The organism is Flavobacterium sp. KMS (genome assembly GCF_000813005.1).
In the GTDB taxonomy this organism is placed as follows: domain Bacteria; phylum Bacteroidota; class Bacteroidia; order Flavobacteriales; family Flavobacteriaceae; genus Flavobacterium.
The window spans coordinates 15,196-40,701 of record NZ_JSYP01000021.1 but is presented as its reverse complement, the minus strand read 5'-3'; the positions used below and the strand labels follow the sequence as shown (position 1 = coordinate 40,701).

The window sequence follows — 25,506 nt, the reverse complement described above, 5'->3', positions numbered from 1 at the left end:
ATTATCTATTAATTAAAGTTTGTAAAACAATATGTAGCGTCTGATTAATTTCTTTGTTTTCAATTGTTTTGTAAACTGCTGTGTTACTTCTTTTATCCAGTTTACTAAAAAGGTTCTGATAGTTTGTAGTTAGTTCATTTATAACGTTCTCATCTAGCTCTTTTTTTCGACTAAGAATTGTTCCAGAATCTGCAAAAAGAAAAAAATTGAATTTAGGTTTGAGCAACAACTTATAGCCTAATAATGCTATTTTTTTTGACAAAATAAGATTGCTTCTTTTACTATCTTCTATAAAATCAAAATAGTAACGATCATAGATTACAACATATCCTCTGATAGTATATTTGATAAAAATAATAAACTGACCAAGAAAATAATCAACATAATAATACATAAACCGAATTAAAGATGATACTAAACTTTTATTAGTTCCTGAATGAGGAAGCGTGTTTTCAAAACTTTCCTGAGCCTTTTTTCCTCTAAAAAGAGTACTAATAATTGGCAATACCGAAGGGCGATGGCGCAAAACAACTACTGGTTTTCTTAGTTGTTTTTCTATCATAATTTTTACGTTTTCGATTATAGTAGATTTTCCAGCTCCATCAACACCACTAAAAGTTATTATATATCCTCTGGAGAAACTTCTAAAAACCGTATCATACAAATAGTAGAATGAATTTCTAAAATAGTAGATTCCTTTGTTTTCTCTTTTTTCCCAAAGCTGTTTTAACAAATCTGTTTTTGGAGAAGTAATGCTTTGTAAACTATTATTAGTAGTCTTTTTTACTACTTGATGCTTCTCTTCTTTGATATACAATTTATATTTTCTAGGAATTGCTACATTGTTCAGAATATAAAAGGCACTTATGTATTTTTGAGTATCCTTAAAGGATAAACTTTTTACTCCAAAATTGTTAACATAAGCATGTTTCAAAGCTTTCTTAGCATCCAAAAAAATGATATTTTTTCTTTTAAATTCCCAAATTAAATCAATAGCTAAAATCGTCCCATCAATCATTACTAACTGTAATGAATTCATAAATGACTTTTTGTTTTGAGAAACTTTGGCAACTAATGAATGGCTTTTAATCAGCTTTAAAATTGACGCAGATAGATCTTTATTTATTAAGATATCAATATCCGAATTAACACTAAGTTGCTCAGGGTGACCATCATGAAATTTAATTGTTGCATATTTTTGATTTTGCAATGCATCAAAAATATCCATGATTATAAGTTCTCTGGCGGTTTTTGCTTTTATGACAAAACTATTTAAAGCATCATTCCAAACTTGCAATAACCAATCAACTTGTATATGCCATTTATCTTGTGCTGCATATATTTTTAGGTAGTTAATACAGTTTATAAGAAGATAATATTTTAAATATTTATGAAGTATCTCCAGATCATAATCAAATAAAAAGCTGGCAGATTCTCCTCTACATTGCTCTTTTATATCGATATAAATCTCTTTCCAGGATTTTTTATCTATCAAAATTCCTTGTTGTATAATAAAGTGGAAATAATCAAATCCTGTAGATCTGTCAAAAGCAAATAGCTCCCAATCATACAATGAAATTTTTTCTTCACTCTCAAACATATTCCATGATGTAAAATCGCCGTGAGAAAGCGAGACATTAATATAATCATCTTCAGATATTTCGTTTAAAAGCATGCTGATTTTTCTCATCATGTTTATAGGAAGTCTGCTATCATTGGTCATAATAAAATCAAATTTTAAATCTTTAAATAATTCCCAATCTTTAATTTGTATTAAATTATGTCCTCTAAAATTCATTTCTGTTAATGCTTTCAGATGTGCAATTTCAATTTTATTAGTACGTGTCCCTCCACAAGTTATATCTGAAAATTGAACTACATTTTCTGAAATTTGTTTTGATTTGGGGATTTTAAAAAAATCAAAAGTGATATTCGATAAGATTTTATGCTCTGATTTAATTAATCTCTTAGCCTTAACAGTAGTTGCTATTTTAAAGAATGATGCATCGGCATATAAAATAGCTTTATTATTAGAACCCATGGTGCCTGTAAATAATGCCCAATTTTCCTGGCAATCAAAAAATGAATTTTCTTCTTTTTTAAAATAGTATTTCTTTTTATTGAAAACTATCTTTTGTACTCTCAAGACAAAAATTAGTTTAACTGCCAAAGTAAAGATCTTAGCCCGAATGCCTCCAACGTTATAAAACTTCAAGAAAAGAGGTTTGCTGTTCTCTGCGTTCCAAATCCATCTGATACTCCCGTTTAGATTTTTGATAAATAGAACATTCTGAACGATATCCTGTTCACTATTTTTTTGATTAGAAATAGTGTATCCGATTTTACTAAATATATTTTCCATAATAAGAAAGTTTATTAATCAATCTATTTGGAAAACCGTGCCTAAAATGTAAAATCATTAAAATCAATAAGTTACAAGTTTTAAATCATTTTGGAATTTCCATATTTTGGAATATATATATATTTTTGGAAATCAATTATGTAACAAGATCAGGTCTTCTTTTCCTTAAATAAATTTTCTGCTCTGAAGTAAAATGCTTGTTTGTTTTAAAGCAAACGGAAAAAATGATCATCTGATAAAATAAAATTCCATAATTGCTTTCGCCAAAAATTCCAAACTCGGTAAATGAATTTATTAAAACAGGAATAAGGATTCCGATGAGCATCAGACGATTTTCTTTATCCTCGTAGATGAATGCCCGGAAAGTAAAAAATAATTGAAAGATGGCTATGCATAGACCAACAAATCCTAAGTTCATTAATACCTGCATAAAAGTATTATGCGTCATCTTACCAGGGTAAGTATGAACACTTTGAAAAAACTCTTTATAATCGATCCTCATATAACCAAAACCTAATAATGGTTCTCTGGGCAAACCTTCGGTTATTAATGCTTGCCAAAAGGGCAATCGCCCTGTTAGGGTTAGTATTTCTTCCAGACGCTTTTCATCACCTCCTTTTAAGATAATTTGATTTATTGCAAAAGGAACTACCATGAGCACTCCGGCTATTATAGCTAGTTTTAATCCTTTCTTTTTAGTTTGATTGATATGAAAAAAAATAATTAAAAGTACTCCTATTAACGAAGATCTTGAGCCTGTCATGAATAAAGCATAAAATATTACAAGTATTTTTAGTATTGTCCATACTTTACTTTTTTTTCTGTACAAATCAAAAATAAGGCAGGCAACACCCACTCCTGCGAGCATTCCTAGCTCGTTTGGATTCATCATTACGCCTCCCAATCTGGCTTCTTCTCCTCCATTGGTAAGCCTGAAAAAAGTATCAGGATCGATCCACATTCCCACAACAAATATGATTTGTAAAACAAATACAGAATTGCCTAAAAGATGATAAAGCCGAATTGTATGCCCTTCAAAAAAGGCATCTAATGTTTTTATACTTTTAATAAAAAAAAAGGCGAAAACAAGGCTTTGAAAAGTCATAAACCATTGTAAGGCACTAAAACCAGGATTTGTACTCCACATAAAGGATAAAAACCCCAATGCTAAATAACCAAAGTAAAATAAGGGTGAAAAAATGTTTTTATAACTTAATGTATGTACTGCTCCATAACGAATTATTTTATAATATATAGCAATTGAAGAAAACATAAGTCCCATGCGCCCAACTACTTTTATAGCTCTTGTAATATTTACATTTTCACTCCATGTAAAAAAACAGGCTATCATAAGTAGTAAAACAATAAACATATAATTATTTATTGTTTTTAAAAAAGGCTCGTGGTTAATGATTTGCTTTTCCATCATATTTGATATAAATCTGTATTGAATTTTAAGAGTAATTCATCCCAATTGTAATTTTCTTTTACCATTTTAATAGCATTGCGCTGCATCACAATAAATTTATCCTGATTTATATAGTCTGCAAAAATTTCACTCATAGCTCCTTCTAATTTTTTACTACTTTGACTGTAAATTGTTTTGCCCGAATTGTATTTTACAACTTCATAACCAATATTAGTTGCATCTGTTACGATGCAAGGTTTTCCGTAACTAGCTGCTTCGATCACCGAAAGTGGTAACCCTTCATTTCTTGAGGGATGAACAAAGACATCCATTTTCTGTAATAATGCATCTTTTTCCATACCAAATTTGCTTCCGTAAAGAATAACGCTACTATCTAATAAATATCTGGAAATAACCCGTTGCAGCGTGTTTCTTTCCTTACTATCTCCAATGATCCATAACATTGAAGAAGGTTCTTTTGCATGAAATTTTTTAAATGCTTTTACTAAAGTATCCAAGCCTTTGGTGTAAATATCTAATCTGCCTATAAACCCAAAAATTATGTTTTCATCGGTAATTGTCTTTAATGCTATTGGCAAGTTATTTTCAAAGCCATAGGGTAGCAAAATAAATTTATTAGTATTAAAAATTCTTTTTAAACCATGTACCTCACTTTTACCAATACAATGAATTTTTTGAGCTATATGAAGTACTCTTTTTTCAAAAAAATAAAAATATACCTTCTTCAAAATAGTATTCTTTTTCATCGCAATAACATTATAAGCTCCGTGGGGAGTAAGGACAAATTTTATATTATATCTAAAAAATAATTTTGTCAACGAATAATATACCGGAATCCAGCCTCCATGAAGATGAAAAATTGCATTGTCCTTTTTATCAATTATTGCCCGTTTAAGTTCTTTTGAAAAGGAAAAAGGAAAATCCATTTTTTTAAACAATCGTGTTTCAAAGCTCCTTTCGTCAAAGTTTATTTCAAGATTGTCTGTAATCCCCCAAACAGCAACTTTTTCACCATAAAGATGTTGTTTTGTTGCCAATTGATGAACTACTTTATTAACTCCGTTCATCCTTTGAGGGTTTGCTTTTCCGAGAATTAAGTGAATTATTTCCATAATTGAAATTGCTTTTTGTTTAACTGATATTGCCAATACAAAATCATTATGATTTGATTTATAATTAATCCTGTAACAGCACCATACAGACCCGAATATTTTAATAGAAAATGAAAACTAGCCAGCGAGATAAAAAATGAAAGTAAATAACCTGTAAAGAAAACTTTATTGAGCATCAATACCCTAATCATAATTCGTATCGGATAACCTAAAAAAATAAAAAAATAAAGAACAGCTACCATTTTTATTACATAACCATAATGTTCATACTTTAGGCCTCCTGCCAATACTATAATTTGATCAGAAAAAATGAAAAACAATATTGTTAATATGCCAAATCCAAAGGCACCTGCTATAGTTAATCTTAACAAATATTTTTTTGCAGTGATGCTATTTTTATCATATATCATGGCTATTTTAGGAAGAAAATAATTTTCTATTGTCTGTAAACCAATATTTATGATTCCAAAAAATGATTGTACCAATCTTAAAGCGCCCAATGCTTCAATACCAAGATAAATCCCTGAAATAAGAATAAAAAAATTACTAGAGCACCATTGTAATACAGCTACACTTAATAGCCATTTACCCTGTTTTAAATGAGCTTCAAAAAATATCCTCCAGGAAACAGGCTTTTGATAATTCTTTATCATAAATAAAAACCCTGGGATTGTTGAAATTAAATTAATGATTCCAAAGATTAATAAAACCTCCGATAAGTCTAATTTCTTTAGTACTAAAAATAAAAAAGCCAGAATTAAGAATAGCATATCCATAACCAATACTCTTTTTATTTTGGATACTCCTAAAAGTAATTTTCTAAAAAAATCATTAATCAAAAACCCTATTGTAAAACAAATAACAGCACTTGGACTTATTTGAAATAAAATTCTATCTTTAAGAAAATGAAACATACCCGTTATTATTAGTAAAGGGAGAATCAATAAAAAAAGTATCCCGAAAAATAAGGTGGTAATATATTGCTCTTTATTTTCTGTTTTTGCAATAGTAACTTGAAATGGCTGAATAATTAAGGCATTATTGACACTTAATAAAAGATATGCAATCAATAAAACCGAAGAGTATAAACCAAAACTTTTTATATCTAATTTTTGGGCTATTACTAATGTTAAACAAAAATTTGTACCACTAGTAATTACTTGATCTATGAGAACTAAAAAAGAATCTTTGACTAGTAATGTTCTTAGTGTGTACATTTAGCTTATTTATTTAAATATTTTCTATACCCCTTTTTTACACAAGAAAAAATACTGGGATTATAACCTGATTTATTAAGGATAAACCACATATTAGGCAAATGATATTCTTCTTGTAATAATTCAATGGCTAGTATTGTTTTTTCGGCAGTTTTTCGACTATCTAAGACAACAAAATTTTGAGATGCTATACTCATAAACAATAATGCAAGTCGTCCTTTATTTATAGCTTGGTTGTGAATAATACATAACTCATGGCTTGCCATTTTTTGTTCAATTTCATTTTTAAAAACAGATTGGATTGCGCTTAAATATTTAGAGTCCGAAAAGTTGATATAGCTATTGTGATCTATTTGATTCAAAAACTCCCCAGTAGTATCAACAACCAACACCTTTCGTCCTTGAGAACAGAAAGCCTTGATAAGATTTTTAGAATGAAACAAATGTGCTCTTGTATTATCATAAGAACTAATTGTTATAATTCCTTTTTCCTGAACGAGCCCTTTTAACTCTATTTGCAAGGCCTCTTTTAAAAAATGATCCTCAATTTGGGCATTTACTTTGATATATGGGGTTGCAATTGCCACCGGGATACTACTGTTTTTTTCGATAGTATATACGTCATTAACTTTTGCTTTTGCAAAATGAACGATATATATTAATACTATAGATCCAAACATTCCCATTATAGCAGCAACTATAATTATTATAGAACGTATTGGTGAAACGGGTGTAGTCGAAATTTCGGCAGGACTAATGACTTTATGAAAAGCAATTTTAGCTGATTTTGCTATTTCTGCATCAATTCTTTTTTCATTAAGAAAATTGTAGTTTTTTTCATATAAGTTAAAATCTCTGTTTAAAATCGCTAATTTTTTTTCTTTTTCAGGAAGCCCTATAAAAACTTTTTCAGATTCATTAATTTCGTTTGTAAGTTCTGAATATTTTGTTTGCAAATTACTTTCTGTGTTCTTTATACTTTCTATCTGATAATCTGTCAAATCTTTTAATTTAGCATCTATTACTTTTACTTTTTCATTCTCAGGAGTATAAGTAAGTAACAGGTCTTTTTTTTCAGCTTGTAAACTTTTCATATTTTTAATCATCTCTGTAGAGAGTAAATCAGTGAAAGCCTCAAAATTTGGAGCTAAATCTAAGTAATTTCCTTTTGCATTAGCGATATACTTATTTAGATCCTTTATTGCATCAAGATTCATTTTTAAGTTAACTTTTTCTATTTTCAGCTGGGCAATTTTTCTTAAATCTGTCTCGGTTTCCTGAGGTATATTGATAATATGCTCTTTGTCCCTAAAATTTTGGATATTATTTTCTGAAGCAGAAAGATTCTTATTAGAAGTGTTGATCTCTTTTTTTAAAAAATCGACAGTGGTGTCTGCTGCTCTAAATTTACTTTCGATATAATCTTTTACATAAACTTCTGCCAATTTATTTACAAATAAGGCAGCCTTTTCAGGTACATTGCTTTTAAGATTTATGCGTATAACAGGTACATCTTTATCAACAGCTACGATATCAAGATTCTTATTAATCTTATCCATTAATTTTTGTTTACTTAAAAACTCAAATTCATAAGAGTCTATAATTTTTAAGTCTTTCTTTGATTTTATAAAGGGGTCATTAAGATGAATTAAAAGAATACCTCCATTAATTGAAAGAGATTTTCCAAAGTAACCAGGTATACCATTTTCTGAATCCGGATAATAGAATACAAATTCTTTATTTGAGATAATATCTAAACCATATCTTTTATCTAGTGCCTTTTCAGAGTTAAAAGTACCATCTATTACGATTGGAGAGTTCCTAAATAACTCTACAGATCGTACATTACCTTTTCGATATATTTCTTTATTAAATGGTAGCTCATCAATTGCTTTTCCTATTAACAGGTTTGATTTTAGAACTTCTATTTCAGTAGCTATTTTATTTGCCGAAGCAAAAACATCAAAATCTTTAAAAAGATTGGCACTAGGAACTCCCTCCTGTACATCAGCTAGTTTTAACTTGGCTGTACTCTCGTACATTGGAGTTACGTAATTAAGGTACTTTTTTGCAGCAAGTATCAAAATTAGCATTGCTAAGATTATAATTGGCAATCCTCTAAAAAGAGGTTTTAGTATTCGTACATTTTCGTTCATAGGATTTTAATTTATAATACTCCCATTATTATTGCAGCAGCGCTTATTGTTGTAGTCAATGGAATTATAGTGGCTACGCGCTTATCAAACTCTTTATTCTTTTTGGATGGAACAATAACAATATCGCCTGGATGCAATTGTATATTGATACTTGCAATATTATTGCCAAGAGTAAGATCGATATTAGTAACTCTTACGTTTTCTCCTTCTTGCCTTAAAATTTTAATTGATTTTAAATTGGCATAAAATTCAAATCCTCCCGTTTTACTAATCATTTCCAAAAGACTAACATGATCCTTATCTATCGCAACTGTATTTGGGTTTCTTACCTCTCCTAAAACGATAATCTCCTTGTTGAGTACCTTAATATCTACTATAGGATTGATTAACCATTTTTTAAGCTCACTTTTAATCATCTCTTTTAACTCTGGAACGGTTTTATCAAGAACGGTCATTGCTCCTATTTTTGGTATTTCGATAGTACCATTTGTATCTACCATTAACCATTTTCCGTAGACCTCGTTTGAATTGTAAATTCCGTAAACTGAACCTACACTTAAATTATCCTCTCCCCATACTGAGATTGATATTTTATCGTCTTTTCGTATTTTATATTGATAATTGGGATCGCTTAAAAAAGATTCATTATCATTTACTTTTGCATCACTTACTAGTAAATTTTGAGTTTTACAGCAACAAAAAAGTAACGTTATTAAAAAAAATGTAAGTAAACTTTTCATAGTAGGTATGGTATGTTTGATTAAAAAATAGATAACAAACGTTTAATTAAACCTGGGTATACTTTTTTTAATTGCTCTTTGACAGCAATTATTTTAGTAATAATCGCAGTCATTTTTTCATTAACATCGTTACCCTTTATTACATAATCAAAAGCACCAAATTTTAAGGCATCAACCGCAGTTTTGATATTTTCCTGTCCCGAAACCATAACTACGTATATATTGGGATTGTATCGTTTAATTTTTTTCAATACCTCAAATCCCGTAATATCTTCCATATTATGGTCTAAAAAAATAATATCCGGTTTTAGATGCAGGTTATCAATACAATCAATGCCATTAGCAAAGAGTGTTACGTCATTATAGTCCATGTTGGTGAGATATTGATTGTACAAATTGGCACAAAAAAAATCATCATCTACTATAAAGAATTTAAATTGAGTTTTAGTTTCCATGTTATCCTACTTTTATATTGATAACATATAAGCTATAGTCAAGCCAAAATTTCAAAACACTGAAAACAAAGGGTTTGTGTTTTTATTTTTAAGAAATTATTTCCATTTTTTGGAAATAATTCCAAGGAATAGAGAAATTAACTTTAAATTTCTTCTTGTAGTTGTTCTATCACAGTAAGCAACACCATTTTTATTTGAGAGAATAGGTTGCTAATCTTTTCTTTGTCTTTACCTTCTTTAGTGATCTTTTCCAAAGTTTTGATTTTATCTGCAATACTAGTTATTCCCATCCCTTCAATACTTGGTTTAATCTTATGTATAAGTTTGCTCATTGCTAAAAATTCGCCCGAAGCAAGAGCTGTTTCTGCGTTTGGAATAACTTCTTTTATTTGATCTATAAAAATCATTATCATTTTTGTAATAAACTCAGAGTTGCCTCTACTAATACTATCTAATGACTTTAAATTGTAGAGTTTTTCATTATTTTCTTTGCAAGGTTTATTTGTTGCATCTGATTGTTTATTTGTAAATCTTGAAATTGTTTCTATTAAATCAAACTCTTCAAAAGGTTTAGTGATATAATCATCCATGCCTGCATTTTTACACTTATCAACCTCACTTTTAAAAGCATTTGCCGTAAGGGCTATAATAGGAGTTTGCAATTGTAATTCTTCTCTAATCTTTACTGTTGTTTCAATACCATCCATTTCGGGCATTTGCACATCCATTAATATAATATCAAAACTTTTATTTTTTAAAATTTCAATCGCCTCAATACCATTGGTTGCTTCGGTAACAACACAATTAAAATAGTTTAATGAATTAATAGCAACCATTCTATTAATAATATTATCCTCTACTAATAAAACATTTATGCCTGAAATGTCTACATTAATTTCATTTTGAATCTTTTTAATATTATTAATATTACCCTTCTCTAAATCGATTATAAAGCTCACGGTAGTTCCCAAACCTTTTTCGCTTTGTACATTAATTTTGCCCTTCATAAGCAGGATTAGTTCTTTAGTAATGGTCATACCCAATCCTGTACCACCAAATTTGCGGGTAATTGCTTTGTCTTCTTGCGAAAATTTATTAAAAATATTCTCAGCGTAGCTTTGTTCCATTCCTATTCCTGTATCTACAACTGAAATCTGTAGTCTTTGAAAAGCTTTAGTGTCTTTTAATACTTCGCATTTCAAATATATTTTACCTTTATTAGTAAACTTCAAGGAGTTTCCTATTAGATTAAATAATACTTGCTCTAGTCTTAAAATATCTCCTTTTAAGACCCCATGAACATCTTTAGAAATCTGCGAAATCAATTTTAGTCCTTTTTTCTTTGCCAGTGGTTCGAGTACATTAACGACGTTAGCAATTGTATTCTCAAGAATAAAATCTTCTACTTCAAGGGACATCTCTCCTGCTTCTATTTTAGAAATATCCAATATATTATTTATAATCGATAACAAATGTTTTGAAGCTACTGTACTATTCTCGACGTATTTTTTTTGTAAATCAGTTAATTGTTGCCTCTCTAATTCTCTTAAAAAACCAATTATACCATTTAGTGGTGTCCTTATTTCATGACTCATATTGGCTAAAAAAGCTTCCTTTGCTTTAGAGGCTTGTTCTGCTTTGATTTTTTGCTTTTCAAGTTCAATCTCCATTTGTTTTTGCTCGGTAATATCTAAGTGAATTCCGATCGACCCAACCAATTTACCTTTATCATCATAATTGGGAGCTCCACCGATGGCCCACCATCTTAATTCTCCTCTTTTATTTTTTACTGGCATTTGATAAACATCTGACAAACCCTTTTCCCGTAATTTATTTTTACTATTCATCATTTCAATATTCTTACCGAGGACAAATGTTTTTGAAGGATTCAAACCAATAAGTTCCTCAACTTCAAATCCTGAGATAGTAGCAAAACTTTGATTGGCATATTGAATTATTTCATTAGTATCAACTTCTATGAGACCTAAGTTCATATTAGCAATAATGTTGCGATATTTCTCTTCTTGAACTTTTAGTTTAGTTTCTGTTTTTTTTCGCTCTGAGATATCTTGCATAAAGGAGCAAAAAAATACTTCTCCATTTTGCTCCAGAGGTATAATAGAAATTTCTACGGGAAATTCATGTCCACTATTATTTATTGCAGGTAGTTCTATTTGTTTATTCAAAATAGGCCCCTTACCTGTTGCTTCATAATGCTTAAGCCCTTGTGAATGACTATCTTTATGACGTTTGGGAATTATGGTTTCGTTTAATGTTTTACCTAAAACTTCTTCTTTTTTCCATCCAAAAATAATTTCGGCCTGATTGTTCCAAAAAGTTATTTTTCCAGTACCATCTATTGTTACTATAGCATTAAGTGAGGAGTTCATTATAATACGATTACGCTCTTCACTTTGCTTTAGTAAATTTTTACTCTTAATTCTTTGGGTTACATCTGTTGATTTCCAAAGGTGTCCAATACAGTCATTATTGACCATAATTGGTATGTAGTCTCTTTCAAAAAAACGATTATCTACTGTTTCAAGTATTTCACCAGTTACAATTTCTTTATTGGATAAAATTTCATTAATCCTATTTCTATAGGCTTCACTATCTTTAAATAATAACTGGGCATCATTTAAATATTCCGCTGGTTTTTTTCCTATCATTTCCTCTGGCAGAGCATTGATATTGCGCATATCGCATAAATACTGATTAACAAATAATATAGTATCATTATGATCTACAACTAAGATCCCCGATTGTAAGCTTTCTAATAATATTTTTAAAAATTGGGCAGTCTCAAATAATTTCTTTTCAGTCTCTTTTCTTTTAGTTATTTGTTCACTTAAATATTTTGAAATAAAAAGTAGATCATTTTTTTCACTTTCATTTATTAATCGATACCCTTCATCCAATTCTGTTAGGCTTTCATATAACTTTAAAATAGACTTTTGTTTTAATTCATATTCTTTCTTTAAACTCTGATTTACTTCATTGTATTCATTTTCACTTACTTTAAAAGAATGATCCATTAAATCTTTATCTCTTTCAAATGATAGATACGAGTCGTTGACCGTTTTTATAAAAGACTGAAAATCCGGATGATTTTTAAGATCATCACTTATATTTTTATTAATTTGTCTTTGCAAAAGCTTATGAATATCCATAACTACTCTATTTCATTTATACAAGTAATAGTCATTGTTTGGTTATGAAGTATGCATTCTCCAAAAGGTTTTAATGGCGAAATTTCTCCATAGGAATAAAACCCTGAAAGAATAGTATCGCCTCCAAAAATATCAGAAACAGCTTCAACTTCTTCATCAATACGGGTTCCAAGAATTAATTTTCTTCCTACGCAACTTATTAAGAGAGCCAGTTTTGGGCTAAAACTATTTACTTCTAAGCAAGAAGACGCAGCATCACTTGCTGCATCAATTAGTCTGTCAAAGTTTGCCTTCATAAAACGCACTTTACTCCCCTCGGGAACATCTCCTGCAAAAGTCATGGTTTGATTGGTTTCATCTATCGATAAAATAGTTCTAACAATGGGTTCGTCTACTTCTTCAATCTTAATAGATAGCGGAAAAAGTAGTGCCGAACCTGGTAATTCATCCGCATATTTTCCTAAATAACTTTTATAAAGGTCTAATACGTTTTTACCATCAATTTCATATAGAACATTGCTTTTCGATTTTGTAACTATCCTTTCTAATCCAAAACTTTCCCAGCCACCTAAAGAGCCATGAGATACCAATAACTTCTGGCCATAAAAACCAATAGCAATAATTTTACCTTGAGTTGGTCGGGCATTCAATCCTACAACAGTCTTTTCAAATTTTGCAGCATCACCAGCAAGACCACCCACTATTAATACTTTTTCCTTTTTTACGGCATTCATACCATTTACCAACTCACTCCCATTTACTTTTCCACCATCAGAGAGTACCAGAACTAATTTTAAATCCTCCTGAACAAATTTCTCAATCAAGGAAGAACCTGCTTCAAAACTATTTTTAAAATCTGTTATATCTACTTCATAAGTTTTAATTACTGTTGAAGAAAATTTAATTGCAGTAAGAGCTATTGTATCATCAAGAACTTCATTGTCATAAATCTCCCCAGCCGAAGAACATAATATTAATTGTGAAGATGGAAATTTATTTTTCAACTGATTAAAAATTGTATCATCAGAAACTAAATCTCTTGATCCAAAACCTAAAACTAAGTCAGAATCAGTAAAATCCAAATTATCATTATTTAATTCTCTTACAAAAGAATTGCTTTCAAATAAAACTGTGGCTACTTTCATTTAAATCATTTTTTTTAGTTTGACCTGCTTGAATTAAATTATAAATCGTAGATTTTCCGATGTCTAATTGTTTGGCTGTTTTTAATACATCATCATTATTCTTTTTTAAGTAATGCAGTATAATTTCAGAAGTAAACTCTTTTAATGTCTTATCTTCAGACAAGAAAAAATCGGTATCATTTATTGTGTCAAAAGTTAAATCTTCTACACAAATTTCATTGCTCTCACACATAACGCAAGCAAGATCTATTATAGATTTAAGTTCTCTTATATTTCCTGGAAATTTATGTTTAAGGAGTTTTTCTTTAGCTTCTTTGGTAATAGTAATCGTTTTCAATTTATTTTCTTTAACAAACAAATCGATAAAATGTTTTGACAAAAGTAAAATATCGTTACCTCTCTCTCTTAAAGGTGGTAATTCTATTGGCAAACCGATAATTCTATAATACAGATCTTCTCTAAATGCTCCTTTTTTAACCTCCTCTTTTAAATCTTTATGAGTCGCAATAATTAATCTGGCATTAAACTTAATGACTGCCTTTCCACCAAGTCTTGTCACTTCGCGTTCTTGAAGCACTCGTAGTAATTTACTTTGAAGATTTAAATCTAGCTCAGCTATTTCGTCAAGAAAAATAGTTCCGCCATCGGCTTGCTCAAATTTCCCAATCGTTTTTTGATCTGCCCCAGTAAAGGCTCCTTTTTCATGTCCAAAAAACTCGCTTTCGACCAATTCTTTTGGAATAGCAGCCATATTTAATGCTACAAAGGGTTTGTTTTTTCTCTCAGAATTGTAATGAATTGCCTTTGCAACAATCTCTTTACCAGTTCCTGTCTCTCCCGTTATAGAAACATTTATATTAGTACTTAAAGATTTATTTATTTTATTAAAAACAGCTTTTATTCCTTCACTTTGCCCTATTATAGTATTTTCAAAACTAAACTTTTGCTCGAGTTTTTCCTTTAGTTCTTCTACTTCATTTATAAGGTTTAAATTTTCCCTGATTTTAATAATTGAATTCCAAAGCAACTCTTTTGTGTGATTGCTTTTCACAATGTAATCTTTTGCACCCGATTTTAAAAAATCAACGGCTACTTCAATTTCTTCCTGACCACTTATAATGATAATGGGAATTTGATTATTTGTTTGTTGAATTTTTTTAAGAAGTAAATCACCTGTTATATCTGGCAATCCAAAATCCAAACAAATTATATTGGGGTTCTGAAATAAATTATCCAAACATTCTTTTCCTGTTTTAAATAAAAAAACTTCAAAATCAGGATTTAACTTAAGGTGATACTTTAAAGTTTCTCCAAAAAAGGGATCATCTTCAACTAAAAAAATTTTGAATAATTTCATAAGTATCTGTTTGTTAAAATTAAATCTAATTCATACCAAGTTACAAAAAAAACTCTATGTCTTTAATTTTCAATCATATATTTATTACTTTTTGTAAGAAGAAAAAAAAAGAATGCTTGATTAACAATGCGTTTGCGAAGTGAAGTCACCCTCTAATTTGCTACAAAAACTTAAGACACACGTTTCAGTAGTAGAATTTGCAAAAAAAACTGGAACTGTCCGAGAGCACGGTTCGTAATTATTGGGTTCTGTCGCATCTGTCAGAATCAAATATAAGAATTTAAGTAATTTAAAAGTTAGCCTGCCAATTTACAAAAGAATTTAAATATAGTTTTCTCAGGATTAACCATCTGATTCTTTCTAAGCATATGAACAATCTCAATACCGCTTAAAGTTCTCTTTGCAGATTCAAAATTTTAAAAAGCTAAACCATTTAAAATCCTCCACTTTATAAAACGATGGTCCTGTTCTACAATATTGTTGAGATATTTACACTGCCGGATTATAATCTTTGAGAACGAAGCCTTGTTATACACTTTGATCGCTGCAGTATTAGAACCGCTTTTATCAATGTTTATTACTCTTGACCTGTAGTTATTACTAATTGCTTTAATTAGAAATGACTGGGCACTCATCATCTGCCTTCTCTTAAACTGTATTACCAGATCTATCAACTACTCTATATAAATAACACCATTGTCCAGGCAGGTGAAGCTATTAAAATGAAATTTAAGCAGACTTATACAGCTAAAGGTTTCAAAGAAAATGATTCTAATAACAGTGTCCTTCAAAACGGAACATACTTGACAAATAAAGCGTTACCAACTCTGGGCTACAGCAAAGAATATGAGCTTGATAATACAAGAATTAGGACAGAATTTGAATTGACACCTGCAAAAGAAATGGCCAAAAGAAATGATAAAACGAAATTAACTTATGCAGGTACTGGAGGTAATGCTGATTTACTCAATTTTGAAGTTACTATTGGGACAGACAAAAGTCAAAAAGCCATTTCTTGCGGCACTTTACTAAAGGACTGGACATTAGGTAATCGTTCCTGTTTTCATTATAAAACGGATAAACCAAAAGTAAATCAGTATGCGATAATATCGGCAGATTATGAAGTTTCCAAGAGCAAATGGTTTCCTAAAAATGATCGTTTGGCAACTCCGGTAGATTTAGAAATCTATTATCAAAAAGGACATCAATATAACGTGCACAGAATGACCCAAGCTGTCAAATTATCTTTTGATTATTTTTCCACGAATTTTGGCTCTTATCAACATAGGAATATGCTTATCATAGAAACTCCTAATTACATTGAACAAGCAGAGTCTTTCTCCGGGGCAATACCATTTTCTGAATCCAATGAATTTATGCTTAATATTGACCACCAATCATTATCGATATTATTCTCTATAGAATTGCCCATGAATTAGCACACCAATGGTGGGGAATGCAGCTCCAAGCGGCTAATGTTCAGGGAAAAAATATGATTTTGAGAACCCTTGCCCAATATTCTGCTTTAATGGTGATGAAAAAAATATTCCAAAGAAAAAATAGAGCCGCTTTTGCAAAAGGAATATTGGCTATGTATGCACTTCAAAATTATATTGGGGAAGAAAAGGTGAATCTTGCTTTAAAAAAGTTTATTCGTGATTGGAACAATTCTAACGGAAAGTTAAAATCAAAAACTCCTAATTACCCAACAACAAAAGAACTGCTGACTTATTTTATTGAATTTACTCCCGTTTCTTTGCATCATAAAGTGTATCCTTTGTTTGAACGAAATTCGATAGTAATGTTATCTTTAGAGGTAAATGAATGTAATTTATTAATTCTTGATAGTTCCTAACTCGAATATTTATAACTCATATCAAAATAAATACATGAATTATCCATCAATCCCCATCAGGACATCCAAACCAAATTCATAAAGCCAATCTCTTCAAATCTTCCATAAATTTTATAGAAATTTGTCTCGTAGAGGTCACCACAGCCAAATGGCGTCAATTGAAGACAATTGGCGCCATTTTTTATATACCCTATTAAATAAGTGACTTTTACTTGTTTTTACTTTTTATTATCTTTTTTCTAGAATCACACTAAACAAAGAAACAAAGTGTAGAACATACAGGTATTTACATGAAAAATAAGGTAAATTTAAAACTTAGCTTATAATAGCCTAACAGGACTCGAACAGCGAGAATGTACGCCGGAAATTAAGTTTTATATTCTCCTAAATTACTTTCAACTGCTGTTCAAAGCCAAATAATGAGATCTTAATTAGAAAATTGGAAAAATTATTTTTATTGACCTTTATATGCTAAAATAAAATGACCACCTAAATTCGGTTCTAAATTTATTTGCTATTTAATAAAATTTCATATTAAGAGAAGCACAAATAGAATCTGATTCACAATAACTTACACAATGATTTAAAATAAAAAAACATTAAATCTTAACTAGTTGAGGCTGTTTCCACGTTCCGTTTAAAGCAGCTTCTTTTGGCCAATATAATCGCATTATTAAAGCGAAATCGCCTTTTGGTGAAGGAAGCCAATTCGACTCTTTATCTTTCCCGGGTGAATCAGATTGAAAGAAAAAAGTTAAACTGCCGTCAGCATCTTTTTTAAATTGTCCCAGCATCGTTGAATTGAGCAAATAACGATTAAGTGAATTTGCTACAAGAAGACTTGCTGGCTGATCGTACATGGTAATCGACCAAAAAGAATTGGCAGGTGGAAGCTGTCCAGGAGGAAATTTCAAAATATAGCGATTTTTACCATTCAGTTTTTCACCTTTTGCATCAACGTAATAGGTCGGATAAATTGCTTCCTCTTTTGAATTTCCATATATTCCTAGAAAAGCACCGCTCATTCTAAAAAGATAATTATTCTTTAGAAATTCTCTTGTCCCAAAACCATCTCCTGAAGAAACTTCACCAGTCACTACTTTTTTCTTCAAATCAGCCATTTCTGCCCAAGCATCTTTTATTCCCTCATCCATAGCATTTTTAACTTCAGGACTCAAACTTGCGGGATTAAAAACTTTTCCTTCCTGAATCCCAATTTTAGCAAATCGAGCTCTTAAATCTTTTTCAGAAGGATGTATCGGACAAAACTGCAAGGCAAAATTTAAATTATTAAAGAATTCTAATGATTTTTTTTGCTCCTCCGGAGTAAGAGGCTTCACAAAATCAAGTGGTTTTGCTTTTGGTGGTGCTGGTTTACCCAAATAGGCAGAAAGTGTTTTTATAACATAATTTTTCTGTATTTTTTCTACATTTTTTAAATCGCCGGCGTTGAATAACTGGGTACGGATTATTCCCAATGCAATATCTGTTTCACATTGAATTACCTTGGTAATTCCTTTTGGCATATCTCCTTTCCAGTGAGGTCCAGTAAGCATAAAAGCACCTCCTCCATTTCCAGTTGCTCGGCTTCCTAAATAAGCAAAGTTATATGTATATAAATCAATTAACTGCAAACTCCAATATCTGCTCTTTTCAATCGGAGGTATAATAAAAACAACTGGCTCACTTCTTAAATCTAAGCCAATCCAAGAATAAGGAGTATCCGAGTTTGGAGTTTGAACAGCTTTATCTTCCGATGTAAAAACACGAGGAATATTACGAATGGTATTCCATGGTGCTTTATATTCAGGATTTTGTTTGTCTACAAAATAAGCATATTGTATTCTGGTGTTATCTACTAAAGGAAATCCATATATGTATGCTTCCTTTGTTATTTCTCTAATTTCTTTGAGATCAACCTTAGCCGAATCCTGATTTGATGAACTTATTTCTTCGGCTTTATTTACTTTTTTACAACCAACGAAAGTTATTACAACCAAAATGAATACTAGTATTTTCTTTTTCATAATTATTTTTTTTGAATTAATACTTAGAAACTTATTCTACTTTCTCAACTGCTGGCGGTGACCATTTACCGTTCAAAGCTGCTTCTTTGGGGCCATAAATTCTAGCCATTAAATAAAACTCTTCTGCTGGTGAAGGAAGCCAATTTGACTCTTTCGATTTGTCTGGTTTCTGATTTTGAATGTAGATTGTCAGTCCTCCATCTTTATCGTAATTTAGTCCTTCAGAAGTAGAACTGATAAGAAATCTTTTAATAGGATTTTTAATCAAATATCCTCCTGTGCCATCCGCACTTTTATCATACATGGTTATAGACCAAAAATATTTTGCAGGCGGAATCTCATCTTTAGAAAAATGAATTTTATACTTGCTTGTTTTTCCGTTCAATGTCTGTCCTTCTTTATCAATGTAAGCAACAGGATAAAAAGCTTCAATCTTATCATTTCCGTAGATTCCAACCATAACTGCTGCGGCACGCAGAAGTCTGTCTTTTTTATAAAATGCTCGGTCTCCAAAAGGATCCATCATATTCCAGCCATTTTTCTGCTCACTAATATGGGCTGCTTTTTCTTTAATAGCTGTAATTCCTTCCTCGACACCTTCATTAATAGCCTTTCTAATCTCCTCACTAAACTGCGAGGTATCCAAATCGGCTCCCGGCTTAATTCCTATTTTTTCAAATCTTGCTATCTCGTCTGCATCTTCTTTATTGAATGGTTTAACTAAGTTTAAATAGACATTTAAATACTTAATAAAATTTAAATCTTCAAAATCTTTTGGATTAACAGAAACCCATTTAATTTCAGGAGCTTTTGCTGGTGATGCAGTACCTAAAAATTTACTCATTGAAGTAACTTTATATTTATCCTGAATTTGAGTAACATTCGATAAATCTTTGCTACTAAATAATTGGGTTCTTCCAATTCCAATTGCAAGCTGACTCTCTACATGAAAAATCTTTTTAAACTTTCCATTTGGTATTTCTCCTTTATAATCTGGTCCGACAAATAAATAATCTCCTGCTTCTGTACCTGTAGTCCTGGTGCCTACGTAAGCAAAATTGTGGGTAAAGAGATCAATAAATTGGAAAACATAATATCTGCCTTTTACGGCAGGAACAGACAGAACAATGGGTTCTGTGCGTAAATCCATTGCAAATAAAGAATAAGGAGTGTCTGCATTCATTGAAACCACATCTTTTCGGGTATCATCTGCAGGTCGTCTGTCGTGTGTTATAATATTAAAATCACTTCGATAGGCAGGACTTTTTTTATCTACAGTTGAGTAGTACGTAGATCTATACCCCATCAGCATCGGATAACCATAAATGTATGCTTCTTTTGCAAGAGCTTTTGCTTCTTTAGGACTTAATTCATTTTGAGTAGAGCTTTCTTTTTTACAGCTTGTTAAAAATAGAAAAGTGATAAAAATTAAAAGTGATTTTTGCATAATTTGGAAATTTATTATTTAATTAATCGTTTAAAGAATCTATAATATATGTAACCAGATACAGGAAATATCAATTCAAAAAATAAAAAATATTCTAAATGCTTAAATTTAATTTTGTTGCTTAAATATTATAATCATTTTAAATTACAAGTCTAAAAAGATTCGTTTATTGAGGCAATAGTAAATTTAATACTAATTTTCCAATAAAAACAAAGTTTGAATCAGAAAATAAAATTGTTACTTTTAATTTAAAAACATGAAAATTAAACTATTACAATCTATCGTTTTTTCATGATCTTCAAATTATTATTATAAGCATTACTGCAATATCATAGATCATATAATTTTGGAGCTACTATATTCTTGCGACAAAAGTTAAGACTGTCTATTTTTAGTTTAAATAAATCATCATGTAACATTTTCTTGAAATAATTTGAGAAATAGTATATTTTTTTACATCAATCCCCAAGAGGACATCCAAACCAAAATATTGAAGACATGTAGAGACAGCTCCTACCTGTAGTAAGCCAATCTCTTCAAATCTTCCATAATTTTTATAGAAATTTATCCTGTTCCTCTACGGGACATCCAAACCGCCTATAAACCTAGATTTTAAAGGAATAAATAAGATTAATTAACATTAGTACATTTAAGCAGTCCAAAAGAAAAATACACCACAAAAAGTTTTAAAATGTTTAAGAAGAAATATGATGTGGAAAGGCACAAATATATTCTATCTGAAATAGTATGATTGAAATTAATTTCACTGTCGGATTTTAATCTTTGAGAACGAACGTTTGTTATATACTTTGATCGCTGCAGTATTAGAACCGCTTTTATCAATGTTTATTACTCTTATCTGCAGTTGTTACTAATTGCCTTAATTAGAAAAGACCGCGCGCTTATTCTCTGTCTTTTTCTGGTCAAAAGAAAGTGTACTGTATTCCCTAATTTATCTACTGCTCTATATAAATAACACCAAATACCATTTACTTTGATATAGGTCTCATCTAATCTCCGGCTCCCTCCCACTCTACCTTTTCTCTTCTTCATCTCTGACTCAAGCAAAGGTGTAAACTTATAAACCCAGCGCTGAATCGTAGCATGATCCACAATCACTCCTCTAATTTTCATTATTTCCTCAACACCACGGTAACTACCTGTAAATCTTAATTTGAAATATACTGCCTGAAGAATTATGTATTTTGGATAACAATGACCTCTAGTATTCATTTTTTGATCGCTTTAAAATTCTAAAGATAAAAGTTATTCCCAGATGCGACAGAACCAAATTTTTAAATTATAAAAACCTAAAAGAATAAATGACAAAACGCAAGCTTTATATTACTAGGATTAAAACAAAAATATCGGAACCTCTTTACCCATACAGAATAATATTAAAAAATATTTTCAATAACTTTTAATTAAATAAGCATCTAGATATTCCTGATTTTTAAGTGACCATACCGTTCCGTCAGAAAAGATTACCTCATATGCCCTTGCTTTTATAACACGATTAGCGTCACTTGAAAATTCTTCAAATGTGACTTTTGATACCATACTTCGTTTTAATAGTTTAACACTGAGTCCGCAACTTTCACCACGGACAAAAAAATATCTCAAATTTGATGGCTCCTCAAGACTATTAACACTAAACCACTGAATTTTAACTGCTTGAACATCCTTTTTAGATATGTTTTTAAAAACAAGATGGATATCTCTAAAATTTGAATATTCGTTTTTAAGCAATTTTGCGGATAAAATTTTAACAGGTATATCCTCCCTATCGACAGTATCCATATATTTTTTTTTCAATGAATCAAGAAGTCTTAAAGGCGGGGATTTCTTCTTGATTTCTGCCATTGAAATATATTCATGTCCCTTAAAACTAAGTTCATTGTTCTTTTTTTCACAGGAAATAAAAAACATTATAAAGATACTGACAAGGATTCTCATTATTTAGTTATTTTTTTTTATAATAAAGTATTCCGTTTTTTATTAATTTTTCTTTAGTTCTGGCTAGAATATAATTTTAAAGCTCCAATATCAGAGGATTCAATTGCTTTTATACAAAGTAAAATTGATTCTCTTACAAGCCATTAAGTTTTATCGCCAAATAATTTATTGCATTAAAATAAATCATATTTCTCCTTTTGTTTAACAAAAAGTTTTCTGAAAATAATTGTGAAGTTTTGAAACTCCTTTTGAAACAGAAAAAAATTTCTTGACTATTCTGTTAGACTTTCATGTCTTTTATTAAAGTGCAATTTTAATCTATAACAGTTTTATTCTTTATAAATTAAAACAATCCGATAGAAGCACACTTTTATCATTATTAAAATGTAATGAACTAACGCACATGTTTTGTTAAACATACAAACCAAAATAGCATATATAAAAGTTTATCCTTTCAAAAAAATTATAAATATTACGCAAAATTATTGTGATACCACTTAAGAGGACTACTACTACAAATCATAATAACAACACAAAAAGACACGTACATATAAAAACTTTTTTAAATAAATCAAGAATGACACAGTTTTTTCATTTATATGAAAAGAGATTTAATTCAAAACCATAATCGTTTTAGTAAAAAAAATACCTGAAAAACGAATTTGTTTTTAGGTAGAGTTCATACCTAAAAGTGGATACAAGTACACCCGATTTTAATATTTAAAAAAATGCAAAAAAACCAAGGCAATGGTACACTTTAGGATTCAAGCTCATAACTATAGAGCTAAGCATCAAATATTGCAACACTATTCATGCCACAAAGAATTGGACACATGTACGGAAAATATCAAGAGAGGGAAAAGTCAGCTTGATGATGGAACACTTGCCAAAAGAATGCAACAGACCACCAACCACAAACTTTCGCTACTATCCTGTATTCACCAAATTATCTATCATTCTCTTTATGCGACTAAACTATAAGAAGTATCTTTAATCGTATTCTAAATATTTCAATAATAGATATTTAAAATTATTTTTGATTTTGAAGAATCAATGATTTTTTCTAATCTCTTAAAGAAATCTTCATTAATCATTGGACAACCTTGACTATTTGATATATAGTAATCCTGCTCTTGAGAAGGAACTGCAGAATAAGAATGTAAAACTATTGCTCTCTTCTCAGCATTATTATTCGTAGCATCTAAACCCGATAATTTATATGCTTTCCCGAACATTCCCTTATAAGATTTACCAATAGAATACCTTCCCAAAGAGGTAGATCGTGAATTGGGTTCGTTACTAAATTTTAAATTTCCTTTAATGTTAGTTTCAGATCCAGATCCATGTGCGACAAGCCCCTTATCTATAACCTCACCTTTAATTAAATCGTACACAAAAAATCGAAACTTACCAGATTTTATTTGCATATCAACAAAAAAGGCAATTTTTGCATTATAATGCACATTAGTCTTTATTATTTCCCTCACCTCTTCTATCTGATTCTCAATCCTTACCATTTCAGCATTTGTCGGTATGGTATCTCTTCTGTATTCATTTGCATTTGTTAATACATTTGCATTCACAACAAAACTTAGCAAAAAATGAACTAATAAATAAAATCCCTTCATAAAATATATTTTCTATCATAAAAAATAAATTTGGGTTTACGAATACTATTTAGACAATCGCAAACTAAAATTTACATTTGCAAAATTAGTCATAGTAAACAGTCTAAATAAACAAAATAAAACCATAAAATAACAAATTAAGACTTTTGCAATAACATAATAAAAAGACAAACAATACATTACATACACAACCTATTGTTTTTTGCATCAGATTAACTAACTTATAGATAGAACAACTCCCTTCTTTGTCATAAAAGTCAATACTCTCTAACTAATTTTAAGAGTATGAAAAAATTCAGAAGTAATACTTTTTTAATTTAGGATTTCTGTTGTCATCATGTGTGGCAGTTGACAATGTATTTCATGTAGCAAAAGATATTTCTATATTAACTTCAAATACTCATACTCTACTTTAATATCTATTTTCCCTACCAGCAAAAACATTTTACTTAACGTTTTGAAGGAACAAAAAGAGATGAATCCTAAAGGTCGTATCTACCACTGCACTCAAATTGACTTAATCTGTAACTCAAATAAAATTGGTGGTAATGAAAACACCGACGCAATATCAATTCATCAGAGAAAAACGCTGAGAAACTTCCCATGATTAGGATTTTTAAAATTACCCCAGTAGATCCCTGCAAAAAATAATTGGAGATCCCCCTCAATTAGAATGCTATACAAAAAAGTCTAAAGCTTCCCTAAAAAAACTTAAATGATTCAAAACTTTTGGTGTTAAAATAATTAAAGTAAAAAAAGACCCGTCATTTCTCTCCTCCGAATTTATACTTCTCCTTTCAGAGGCTATATACCATCTTTCATGCTGCTTCAAATAAAATAATTAGAATCAAATAAATACCTTATTATCGTGATTTATCAATTTATTTTAACCTACTCTTGAGTGTATGTACCCTATAATTGCAATCGTTAATGATTTAATCAAGACGACTTATTAAAAATAAAAAAAAATGGTTTTTAATATAATTAGCTATCAAATAAATAAGATGTAAATGTCAAATAAGAGTAAGAAGTACTATCAAGTAATTAAAAAATCAACTGTTAAAGCTTACTCTTTAACTGAGATTTTAATTGTGTTATGTATAATTGGCATACTATTGCTTATGGTGTTGCCAAACCAGACCTCTGTAATAGGTCAAGCAAAAGCGATTGAGGCCCAAGCAATGCTAAATCAGGTTTATGGGCTTGAGAAAAGTTACTTCTATAGACATTCAAAATATTCCAGCAGTTTAGAAGAAATTGGTTTTGAACCTGAAAAAACAGTTGATGAAGGTGGCCAAGCTGTTTATAAAATAGAGATATTGGAAGCTTCGAACGATTCTTTTTTAGCTAGGGCCACAGCTACTTCTGACTTGGATGGCGATGGTAGTTTTAATACCTGGGAAATAAACAGCAAAAAAATACTAATCGAAATAACGAAAGAATAAATTAA

Annotated in this window: 19 protein-coding genes; 4 read left to right on the top strand and 15 right to left on the bottom strand. The window is 30.1% G+C overall.

The features are described 5' to 3' along the window. Window position 1: 1 nt before the first annotated feature. The 10 genes from OA93_RS18800 to OA93_RS18755 all read right to left on the bottom strand — a co-directional run bounded on the left by OA93_RS18800 (window position 2) and on the right by OA93_RS18755 (window position 15,143). Window positions 2-2,362 carry a hypothetical protein gene (locus OA93_RS18800; protein WP_039115314.1) on the bottom strand — a complete coding sequence of 787 codons (2,361 nt, stop codon included), beginning with the start codon at window positions 2,360-2,362 and terminating at the stop codon, window positions 2-4. A 136-nt stretch (window positions 2,363-2,498) separates the two neighbouring features. Continuing rightward, a complete protein-coding gene (locus OA93_RS18795; RefSeq protein ID WP_240474766.1) occupies window positions 2,499-3,791 on the bottom strand; it encodes an O-antigen ligase family protein in 1,293 nt (430 codons plus the stop codon). Then, window positions 3,788-4,903 (bottom strand): glycosyltransferase family 4 protein, encoded by a 1,116-nt coding sequence (locus OA93_RS18790; RefSeq protein WP_131474509.1) that lies wholly within the window; start codon window positions 4,901-4,903, stop codon window positions 3,788-3,790. The genes OA93_RS18795 and OA93_RS18790 overlap by 4 nt, the downstream gene beginning before the upstream one ends. Then, window positions 4,894-6,120, bottom strand: coding sequence for a hypothetical protein (locus OA93_RS18785; protein ID WP_039115308.1), 1,227 nt, complete (start codon window positions 6,118-6,120; stop codon window positions 4,894-4,896). The genes OA93_RS18790 and OA93_RS18785 overlap by 10 nt, the downstream gene beginning before the upstream one ends. Window positions 6,121-6,125: 5 nt before the next feature. Further along, window positions 6,126-8,276, bottom strand: coding sequence for a Wzz/FepE/Etk N-terminal domain-containing protein (locus OA93_RS18780; protein WP_039115305.1), 2,151 nt, complete (start codon window positions 8,274-8,276; stop codon window positions 6,126-6,128). Between the two features lie 11 nt (window positions 8,277-8,287). Continuing rightward, a complete protein-coding gene (locus OA93_RS18775) occupies window positions 8,288-9,016 on the bottom strand; it encodes a polysaccharide biosynthesis/export family protein (RefSeq protein WP_039115303.1) in 729 nt (242 codons plus the stop codon). A gap of 20 nt (window positions 9,017-9,036) precedes the next feature. Beyond that, window positions 9,037-9,471, bottom strand: coding sequence for a response regulator (locus OA93_RS18770; protein ID WP_039115300.1), 435 nt, complete (start codon window positions 9,469-9,471; stop codon window positions 9,037-9,039). A 143-nt stretch (window positions 9,472-9,614) separates the two neighbouring features. Next, complete coding sequence (locus OA93_RS24245; protein WP_052259524.1) at window positions 9,615-12,641, bottom strand: PAS domain S-box protein; 3,027 nt, start codon at window positions 12,639-12,641, stop codon at window positions 9,615-9,617. Window positions 12,642-12,643: 2 nt separating this feature from the next. Continuing rightward, the gene (locus tag OA93_RS18760) at window positions 12,644-13,786 is read right to left on the bottom strand and encodes an FIST N-terminal domain-containing protein (protein WP_039115298.1); all 1,143 of its coding nucleotides are present in this window, start codon (window positions 13,784-13,786) and stop codon (window positions 12,644-12,646) included. Beyond that, window positions 13,761-15,143 carry a sigma-54 dependent transcriptional regulator gene (locus tag OA93_RS18755; RefSeq protein WP_039115295.1) on the bottom strand — a complete coding sequence of 461 codons (1,383 nt, stop codon included), beginning with the start codon at window positions 15,141-15,143 and terminating at the stop codon, window positions 13,761-13,763. Before OA93_RS18755 ends, OA93_RS18760 begins: the two co-directional genes overlap by 26 nt. A 722-nt stretch (window positions 15,144-15,865) precedes the next feature. Between OA93_RS18755 and OA93_RS24240 the strand changes: the two genes are divergently transcribed. Both OA93_RS24240 and OA93_RS24235 read left to right on the top strand, forming a co-directional pair. After that, window positions 15,866-16,582, top strand: a complete 717-nt coding sequence (locus tag OA93_RS24240) for a hypothetical protein (protein WP_052259523.1) — start codon at window positions 15,866-15,868, stop codon at window positions 16,580-16,582. 17 nt (window positions 16,583-16,599) lie between these two features. After that, window positions 16,600-16,998, top strand: coding sequence for a hypothetical protein (locus OA93_RS24235; RefSeq protein ID WP_052250213.1), 399 nt, complete (start codon window positions 16,600-16,602; stop codon window positions 16,996-16,998). Window positions 16,999-17,597: 599 nt separating this feature from the next. Here the strand turns inward: OA93_RS24235 and OA93_RS18745 are convergent. From OA93_RS18745 to OA93_RS18730, 4 genes are all read right to left on the bottom strand, one after another. Further along, a complete protein-coding gene (locus tag OA93_RS18745; RefSeq protein ID WP_039115293.1) occupies window positions 17,598-19,025 on the bottom strand; it encodes a DUF1254 domain-containing protein in 1,428 nt (475 codons plus the stop codon). 31 nt (window positions 19,026-19,056) lie between these two features. Beyond that, entirely contained in the window at window positions 19,057-20,472 is a 1,416-nt protein-coding gene (locus OA93_RS18740) for a DUF1254 domain-containing protein (RefSeq protein ID WP_039115291.1), read from the bottom strand. 855 nt (window positions 20,473-21,327) lie between these two features. Beyond that, complete coding sequence (locus tag OA93_RS18735; RefSeq protein WP_052259522.1) at window positions 21,328-21,705, bottom strand: IS6 family transposase; 378 nt, start codon at window positions 21,703-21,705, stop codon at window positions 21,328-21,330. A gap of 177 nt (window positions 21,706-21,882) precedes the next feature. After that, window positions 21,883-22,428 (bottom strand): hypothetical protein, encoded by a 546-nt coding sequence (locus OA93_RS18730; RefSeq protein WP_123912117.1) that lies wholly within the window; start codon window positions 22,426-22,428, stop codon window positions 21,883-21,885. A 747-nt stretch (window positions 22,429-23,175) separates the two neighbouring features. Here OA93_RS18730 and OA93_RS24950 point away from each other — a divergent pair. Then, window positions 23,176-23,409 carry a hypothetical protein gene (locus OA93_RS24950; protein WP_131474507.1) on the top strand — a complete coding sequence of 78 codons (234 nt, stop codon included), beginning with the start codon at window positions 23,176-23,178 and terminating at the stop codon, window positions 23,407-23,409. A gap of 29 nt (window positions 23,410-23,438) precedes the next feature. Here the strand turns inward: OA93_RS24950 and OA93_RS18725 are convergent, their stop codons facing one another. After that, window positions 23,439-24,056, bottom strand: coding sequence for a murein L,D-transpeptidase catalytic domain-containing protein (locus tag OA93_RS18725; protein ID WP_052259521.1), 618 nt, complete (start codon window positions 24,054-24,056; stop codon window positions 23,439-23,441). A gap of 1,010 nt (window positions 24,057-25,066) precedes the next feature. Between OA93_RS18725 and OA93_RS18720 the strand changes: the two genes are divergently transcribed. Next, window positions 25,067-25,501, top strand: coding sequence for a type II secretion system protein (locus tag OA93_RS18720; RefSeq protein ID WP_039115286.1), 435 nt, complete (start codon window positions 25,067-25,069; stop codon window positions 25,499-25,501). The last annotated feature ends 5 nt before the right edge of the window (window positions 25,502-25,506 follow it).

Excerpts from the sequence above, each read along its gene's own strand:
- OA93_RS24950 (WP_131474507.1), top strand. The coding sequence starts at position 23,176 with ATGGTACACTTTAGGATTCAAGCTCATAACTATAGAGCTAAGCATCAA.
- OA93_RS18790 (WP_131474509.1), bottom strand. The coding sequence starts at position 4,903 with ATGGAAATAATTCACTTAATTCTCGGAAAAGCAAACCCTCAAAGGATG.
- OA93_RS18785 (WP_039115308.1), bottom strand. The coding sequence starts at position 6,120 with ATGTACACACTAAGAACATTACTAGTCAAAGATTCTTTTTTAGTTCTC.
- OA93_RS18775 (WP_039115303.1), bottom strand. The coding sequence starts at position 9,016 with ATGAAAAGTTTACTTACATTTTTTTTAATAACGTTACTTTTTTGTTGC.
- OA93_RS18760 (WP_039115298.1), bottom strand. The coding sequence starts at position 13,786 with ATGAAAGTAGCCACAGTTTTATTTGAAAGCAATTCTTTTGTAAGAGAA.
- OA93_RS18800 (WP_039115314.1), bottom strand. The coding sequence starts at position 2,362 with ATGGAAAATATATTTAGTAAAATCGGATACACTATTTCTAATCAAAAA.
- OA93_RS18755 (WP_039115295.1), bottom strand. The coding sequence starts at position 15,143 with ATGAAATTATTCAAAATTTTTTTAGTTGAAGATGATCCCTTTTTTGGA.
- OA93_RS18720 (WP_039115286.1), top strand. The coding sequence starts at position 25,067 with ATGTCAAATAAGAGTAAGAAGTACTATCAAGTAATTAAAAAATCAACT.
- OA93_RS18795 (WP_240474766.1), bottom strand. The coding sequence starts at position 3,791 with ATGATGGAAAAGCAAATCATTAACCACGAGCCTTTTTTAAAAACAATA.
- OA93_RS18740 (WP_039115291.1), bottom strand. The coding sequence starts at position 20,472 with ATGCAAAAATCACTTTTAATTTTTATCACTTTTCTATTTTTAACAAGC.
- OA93_RS18730 (WP_123912117.1), bottom strand. The coding sequence starts at position 22,428 with ATGAGAATCCTTGTCAGTATCTTTATAATGTTTTTTATTTCCTGTGAA.
- OA93_RS18745 (WP_039115293.1), bottom strand. The coding sequence starts at position 19,025 with ATGAAAAAGAAAATACTAGTATTCATTTTGGTTGTAATAACTTTCGTT.
- OA93_RS24240 (WP_052259523.1), top strand. The coding sequence starts at position 15,866 with ATGAAATTTAAGCAGACTTATACAGCTAAAGGTTTCAAAGAAAATGAT.
- OA93_RS18770 (WP_039115300.1), bottom strand. The coding sequence starts at position 9,471 with ATGGAAACTAAAACTCAATTTAAATTCTTTATAGTAGATGATGATTTT.
- OA93_RS18780 (WP_039115305.1), bottom strand. The coding sequence starts at position 8,276 with ATGAACGAAAATGTACGAATACTAAAACCTCTTTTTAGAGGATTGCCA.
- OA93_RS18735 (WP_052259522.1), bottom strand. The coding sequence starts at position 21,705 with ATGAATACTAGAGGTCATTGTTATCCAAAATACATAATTCTTCAGGCA.
- OA93_RS24235 (WP_052250213.1), top strand. The coding sequence starts at position 16,600 with ATGCAGCTCCAAGCGGCTAATGTTCAGGGAAAAAATATGATTTTGAGA.
- OA93_RS24245 (WP_052259524.1), bottom strand. The coding sequence starts at position 12,641 with ATGGATATTCATAAGCTTTTGCAAAGACAAATTAATAAAAATATAAGT.
- OA93_RS18725 (WP_052259521.1), bottom strand. The coding sequence starts at position 24,056 with ATGAAGGGATTTTATTTATTAGTTCATTTTTTGCTAAGTTTTGTTGTG.